The sequence below is a fragment of the Pseudomonas fluorescens genome, assembly GCF_002022275.1.
Lineage (GTDB): Bacteria > Pseudomonadota > Gammaproteobacteria > Pseudomonadales > Pseudomonadaceae > Aquipseudomonas > Aquipseudomonas fluorescens_AJ.
Genome location: NZ_MSDF01000039.1, coordinates 1 through 6,386, shown reverse-complemented (window position 1 = coordinate 6,386; position 6,386 = coordinate 1). Strand labels below are relative to the sequence as shown.

5 protein-coding genes are annotated in these 6,386 nt (G+C 60.0%); 2 read left to right on the top strand and 3 right to left on the bottom strand.

Translation table 11 applies throughout. The features are described from left to right. Positions 1 to 92: 92 nt before the first annotated feature. Positions 93 to 563 (bottom strand): Lrp/AsnC family transcriptional regulator, encoded by a 471-nt coding sequence (locus BFW87_RS23060; protein ID WP_078742017.1) that lies wholly within the window; start codon positions 561 to 563, stop codon positions 93 to 95. Between the two features lie 123 nt (positions 564 to 686). Here BFW87_RS23060 and BFW87_RS23055 point away from each other — a divergent pair, with 123 nt between their 5' ends. After that, positions 687 to 1,931, top strand: coding sequence for a methionine gamma-lyase (locus BFW87_RS23055; protein ID WP_078742016.1), 1,245 nt, complete (start codon positions 687 to 689; stop codon positions 1,929 to 1,931). Positions 1,932 to 2,163: 232 nt separating this feature from the next. Next, on the top strand, positions 2,164 to 2,841 hold the full coding sequence (locus BFW87_RS23050) for a helix-turn-helix transcriptional regulator (RefSeq protein WP_176159809.1): 678 nt from the start codon (positions 2,164 to 2,166) through the stop codon (positions 2,839 to 2,841). A 138-nt stretch (positions 2,842 to 2,979) separates the two neighbouring features. Here BFW87_RS23050 and BFW87_RS23045 read toward each other — a convergent pair whose 3' ends face one another. Next, positions 2,980 to 4,938: a MacB family efflux pump subunit gene (locus BFW87_RS23045; RefSeq protein WP_078742014.1), complete on the bottom strand. Its 1,959-nt coding sequence runs from the start codon at positions 4,936 to 4,938 to the stop codon at positions 2,980 to 2,982. 3 nt (positions 4,939 to 4,941) lie between these two features. After that, entirely contained in the window at positions 4,942 to 6,093 is a 1,152-nt protein-coding gene (macA, locus tag BFW87_RS23040) for a macrolide transporter subunit MacA (protein ID WP_078742013.1), read from the bottom strand. Between the last annotated feature and the right edge of the window lie 293 nt (positions 6,094 to 6,386).

The following is a 6,386-nucleotide window of genomic DNA, read 5'->3' as shown; positions in this document are numbered from 1 at the left end:
CCTTTTGGTTACTTTTGGGTCCTTCCAAAAGTGACCCGCCGTAAGGGCGGAACCATAATCAGCCATCACACAAATACCGGATATACACCCGATCACCCAGGCAAAGGAATCACCCTCAACCGCCTCACCGACTTATACGAAAAACTCGAATAAATCTCCTTAACACACGGCAACGTCTGCAACACCTCGCGGGCAAACTCCCCGAACGACTCCAGATCCTTCGCCACCACCTCCAGCAAAAAGTCATACCGCCCCGACACGTTATGACACGCCACCACCTCGGGTATCTCCAGCAACCGCTGTTCAAACGCCCGGGCAATTTCCTGGGTGTGACTCTCCATCATGATGCTGACAAACGCCGTCACCCCGTACCCCAACGCCTTGGGCGAAAGGATCGCCTGATACCCACTGATCACCCCGCTCTCCTCCAGGTTCCGCACCCGACGCCAGCACGGCGAGGTCGTCAGGGAAACCCGCTCGGCCAACTCGGCCACCGTCAGGCGGGCATTTCCTTGCAGCGCGTTTAAAAGGGCTTTGTCGGTACGATCCAGACTGACAGGCATGTCTTGCCTCATTTCATTATTTTTATGGAGTTTTCATCCCGGAACACAGGATTTATCGGCAACTTTTGCAAAATTCATCTGTGGTTATGAGCATAGCATTGTAGGAAATAAGGAGCGTCCGACATGAACAATAAACACAATACATTCGGCTTTTCCACCCGCGCCATCCACCACGGTTACGACCCAAAAGACCACCACGGCGCCCTCGTACCGCCGATCTATCTGTCCGCCACCTTCGCGTTTCCGACCGCCGAATACGGCGCTGCCTGCTTTGCCGGTGAAGCCGGCGGCTACTTCTATACACGCATCTCCAACCCGACCCTGGCCCTGCTGGAATCGCGCATGGCCACTCTGGAAAACGGCGAGGCGGCCGTGGCATTCAGCTCAGGGATGGGCGCCATCGCCGCGACGTTCTGGACCCTGCTGCGCCCCGGCGATGAGGTGATCGTCAGCCAGACACTGTACGGCTGCACCTTCGCCCTGCTGCACCATGGCATTGGCGAATTCGGCATCAACGTGCGCCATGTCGACCTCACCGACCTTGACGCCTTGCGCGCGGCGCTCTCGCCCGCCACGCGGATGATCTACTGCGAAACCCCGGCCAATCCCAACCTGCGCCTGGTGGACATCGCCGCCGTGGCCGCGCTCGCCCATCAACAACCGAACGTCACTATGGTGGTCGACAACACCTATTGCACGCCGTACCTGCAACGGCCGCTGGAGCTGGGTGCCGATGTGGTGGTGCATTCGGCCACCAAGTACCTCAGCGGCCATGGCGATATCACTGCCGGCATCGCCGTGAGCAATCACGCGCTGGCGCAACGCATTCGCCTGCAAGGGCTCAAGGACCTGACCGGTGCGGTGATGTCGCCGCAGGATGCATCGTTGCTGATGCGCGGCCTCAAGACCCTGGCCCTGCGCATGGATCGTCATTGCAACAACGCCCAGGCAGTGGCCGAAGCGCTGCAGGCGCACCCGGCCGTGCAATGGGTGACCTACCCCGGCCTGCGATCTTTCCCACAGTACGAATTGGCGGCGCGGCAGATGAAACAGTCTGGCGGCATGATTGCCTTTGAACTCAAGGGCGGGCTCGAAACCGGTCGGCGCTTCATGAACGCACTCAAGCTGTTCACGCGTGCGGTCAGCCTGGGCGATGCCGAATCGCTGGCCCAGCACCCGGCCAGCATGACCCACTCCACCTACACGCCCGAGGAGCGTGCAGAGCACGGCATCAGCGAAGGTTTGGTGCGTTTATCGGTCGGGCTGGAAGATGTGGCCGACCTACTCGCCGACGTGCAACAGGCGTTGGCCAAATGCGCCCGCGCCGTACCGCGCCAGGCCGTGATGGCCGCGCATGCCGTGAGATAAGGCCTACGCTCCGCATTATCCGTTCCTACAAACGGTGGTCAGACAGGTCTGATCACCGTTATGCGTTTTTAATCTGATTTTTTTGCAGATTGGATCCCCCTGCTTTTGCCAAGCTGTACTAGCATGTGTTTCGGCGGGAGCATTATCACTGTAGGTTATTCAAGTCAGTTACCTTCTTAATTCCCGCTGCTATAAGGCTGAATACCTACACTCGAAACTCATGGACGAACTGATGAACTCACACCTGTTCCCACATATAGGCAAGGTCATCGCGAGCACCGGCAGTCGCCATTTCCCACGCATGCTGCATGACCTGATCCTCACCCAACTGGCAGTGGACGCCACGCATATCACGCAATTACGGGTGAACCCCGAAGGGCACACCCGCCGCAAGATCAGCCCGGTCTACACCGATTCGGTGGCGGCACTGGGCGAAGAGCAACCCGCCGCACAACTGCACCTCACGCGCCGCAAGGACGACGTGCGTTATGTGCTGTCGGTGTACCGCTCGCACCAGTCCGAAAGCTTTTCACCGCAAGAGCGCAGCATGCTGCAGGACTTCTCCACGCTGTTGCTGCCCATGGTGGAAAAACACATCACCGCGATTCAACCGTGCCGCCAGGACAGCGAGCCGGTGGCGCCGGAACACCAGGGCATCGAAACCTTGCGTCGGCGCATTGAAGAACGCCTGGTGCAGTCGGGGCTGACCCTGTCCACCCGTGAACTGGAAGTGTGCGTGGGCTTGCTGGCCGGGCGTACCGCGCCGGAGCTGGCGGAGCAACTGGCGCTGAAGGTCAACACCATCGAAAGCTATCTGAAGCGCGCCGCGATCAAGCTGGGGATCAGCGGGCGGCATTCGTTGTTGCGGTGGATGTATTCGACTGATGAAGGTAGCGCCGCAAGCCTGTAAGTCAGCACAAAACCCTGTGGGAGCGGGCTTGCTCGCGAATGCGGTGTGTCAGTCAGCACATATGGTCCTGATGTACCGCATTCGCGAGCAAGCCCGCTCCCACAGTTGATCTCCATTTGTCAGTGAGACCTGCTCCGCTCAGTCCCTGGCCAGCGCCTCAATCGGGTCCAGCCGCGCCGCGTTCCTTGCCGGTACAAAGCCAAACACAATCCCGATCAGCGTCGAACAGGCAAATGCCGTCACGATAGAGCCGACTGAAAACACCATCTCCCATTCCTTCACAAACAACGAAAACAGATAGCCGATGGCATAGGACAGCGAGATCCCGATGATCCCGCCGATCAGGCAGACCATCACCGCCTCCACCAGAAACTGCTGACGGATATCCGACTGCCGCGCGCCCACCGCCATGCGAATGCCGATCTCGCGCGTGCGCTCGGTCACCGACACCAGCATGATATTCATCACGCCAATGCCGCCCACCAGCAACGAAATCACTGCAATCAGCGACAACAGCAGCGCCAGCGAGCGGCTGGTTTTCTGCACGGTCTGCATGATGCTGTCGAGGTTGTTGGTGAAGAAATCCTTGGTGCCGTGGCGTTGCAGCATCAGTTTGTTGACGTTGTCTTCGACCACCTTGCTCGGCTGGCCGTCCTTGATGCGCACGGTGATGCTGTCCAGATGGCGCTGGCCCAACAAGCGCCCCGCCGCCGTTTCATACGGCACCCACACGTTGAGCGCCTTGCTCGCGGCGAACATGTTTTTATTGTCGGCCGTCACGCCGATCACCGTGCACGGCAGATTGCCTACCAGAATCACCTGGCCCAACGGATCGACATTCGGCCCGAACAGACGATGACGGGTGTTGTGGTCAATCACCACCACCTGCGCCTGGCGCCGCGCATCGCTTTCACTGAAGGCGATGCCGGCTTCGAGTTTCAAGCCCTTCACTTTGAAGTAGCGATCACTGACGCCATTGACCTGCGCATCCACGTCGATATTGCCCATGCGCAGCAACAGGCTACGCCCCACTACCGGCGTGGCACTGTCGACGTAATACAACTGGTTCAGCGCCTCCACATCCGAGGGCATCAAGGTCTCGATGGCCGAGGCGCGGCTGTCGCCAAAACTGGTGCCGGAAAAGATGTCGATGGTGTTGCTGCCAATGGCTTGAATGTCCTTGAGTACATAGCGTTTGGCGCCTTCGCCGATGGCCGAAATCGACACCACCGAGGTGATGCCGATCACGATGCCAAGCATGGTCAGCAAGGTGCGCATGCGGTGGGACACCAGCGCGACCCAGGCCATGTTGAAGGCTTCCTTGAACAACCCCAGGCTCGCCACCAGACGCCGCGCGCCACTGCGCCGAGGCTCGATCGGTGTTTCGCTCGGCAATTCCAGGCCGACGCTGTCGTTGGTCTTGTCACTGACAATTTCGCCATCGCTGACCTCGACGATGCGCTGGGCATTCGCCGCCACCTTGGGGTCGTGGGTCACGATAATCACCGTGTGCCCCGCCGCATGCAGCTCGGAGAGGATGCGCATCACCTCCTTGCCGCTGTGGGTGTCGAGGGCGCCGGTGGGTTCGTCGGCAAGAATCACTTCGCCGCCATTCATCAACGCCCGCGCAATACTCACCCGCTGCTGTTGCCCGCCGGAAAGCTGGCTGGGCCGGTGCGTGGTATGCCCCGCCAGCCCCAGACGCTCAAGCAATTCGCGGGCGCGGCTGTGGCGTTGAGTCTCGGGTGTACCGGCATAAATCGCCGGCATTTCCACGTTGTGCAAAGCGCTGAGATGCGCGAGCAAGTGATAGCGCTGGAAGATGAAGCCGAAGTAATCGCGACGCAGCTCCGCCAGTTGTTCATCGCCCAACGAGCGGGTTTCGATGCCATTGATCTTGTAGCTGCCGGCGGTGGCGTAATCCAGACCGCCGAGGATGTTCATCAGCGTGGATTTACCCGAGCCCGAGGCGCCGATGATTGCAACCATTTCCCCGGCATGGATCGTCAAATCGATGCCCTTGAGCGCAATGAATTCGCGCTCACCGGCCATGAAACTGCGGGTGATGCCCTTGAGTTCCAACAGTGGCTGGGTCATCCGTCAGCTCCCCGCCACGGCAGGTGTCGGGTCGCCGATCACCACTTTATCGCCCTCGGCCAAACCTTCGAGAATCTGCACCTTGACGTTGTTGTTAATGCCGGTCTTCACCTCCCGAGACACCGCTTTGCCCTTGGCATCCAGCACGCGCAATGAGTAGCTGCCATCGTTGTTACGCGCACCGAGTGCCGCCACCGGCACCATCAAGGCGGCTTGGGCGGTGTCGAGCACGATACGCACCTGCGCCGTCATGGCGATGCGCAGGCGGTGGTCGGGGTTGGGCACGTCAAACAGCGCGTTGTAGAACACGGCGGTGTTCTGCTTCGGGGTGCCGGCGGTCTGGGTTTCGAGAAAGTTCTGCGGCGCCGGCTCCGTGCCGCGCAGCTTGGCGTAGTAGCGCTTGTCAGCCTCGCCGAGGATGGTGAAATACACCTGCTGGCCGGGGCTGATATGGATCACGTCGGCTTCCGAGACCTGAGCCTTGACGGTCATGGTGTCCAGGTCAGCCAGTTTGAGCAGCACCGGCGCCAGTTGGCTGGCGATCACGGTCTGGCCTTCCTGGGTGACGATGCCCACCACGTCGCCGTCGATGGGCGCGTTGATGCGGGTGTAATCCAGGTTGACCTTGGCGGTGTCGATCTGGATGTGTGCGCTTTTGATTTGCGCATCCAGCGACAACAGGTTGGCTTGCTGCACCTGGTAGTTGGATTCGGCGTCTTCAAAGTCCTGGCGCGACACCGACTCGTCGATTTGCAGGCCTTTGTAGCGCTCATACACCGACTTGGCCTGCTTGAGCTGCGCCGCCGTGGCCCGGCGTTGCGCCTGGAGGTTTTCTTCGTCGACCTGGGCTTTGCGCAGGGTGTTTTGCAGGATCAGCGGGTCGATTTCGGCGAGCCACTGGCCTTTCTTGACCTTGTCGCCGACCTTGACCTTCAGCGACTTGAGTTGGCCGGAGACCTGAGCGCCGACGTCGACCTGTTTGATGCCCTCGAGCAGGCCGGTGGCCAATACGGCGTTCTCGATATCACCGCGTTCGGCGGTGGCCGTGAGGTATTGGGGGGCGTCGGCGGGGGCTTGTACTGCATAGACCACCAGGCCGATGGCGACTGCCAATACGGTGAGCATTCCGAGTTTGCGTAACTTTGACTTTTCCATAAATGACCATGAAGTGGTGACTTGGGTTGGCGCTTTTTGATTGTGTATATATCCGTTGCTGCGGTGATGGCTGCTTATGGTTCCGCCCTTACGGCGGGTCACTTTTGGAAAAGAGCCCCAAAGTAACCAAAGGGCTCTTGCCCCAACACTCGGCACCTCGCTCACGCTTCGGTGTGCCCGTAATCCGACATTGATTTGGGGGGCCGCCGCCACGCGCCATCCATGGCGCGGGGCGGCTAAACCGGCATCCCTGCCGGTTTACCCCCCAAATCAATGCCGAATTCCGGCCAGCG

Excerpts from the sequence above, each read along its gene's own strand:
- macA (WP_078742013.1), bottom strand. The coding sequence starts at position 6,093 with ATGGAAAAGTCAAAGTTACGCAAACTCGGAATGCTCACCGTATTGGCA.
- BFW87_RS23060 (WP_078742017.1), bottom strand. The coding sequence starts at position 563 with ATGCCTGTCAGTCTGGATCGTACCGACAAAGCCCTTTTAAACGCGCTG.
- BFW87_RS23050 (WP_176159809.1), top strand. The coding sequence starts at position 2,164 with ATGAACTCACACCTGTTCCCACATATAGGCAAGGTCATCGCGAGCACC.
- BFW87_RS23055 (WP_078742016.1), top strand. The coding sequence starts at position 687 with ATGAACAATAAACACAATACATTCGGCTTTTCCACCCGCGCCATCCAC.
- BFW87_RS23045 (WP_078742014.1), bottom strand. The coding sequence starts at position 4,938 with ATGACCCAGCCACTGTTGGAACTCAAGGGCATCACCCGCAGTTTCATG.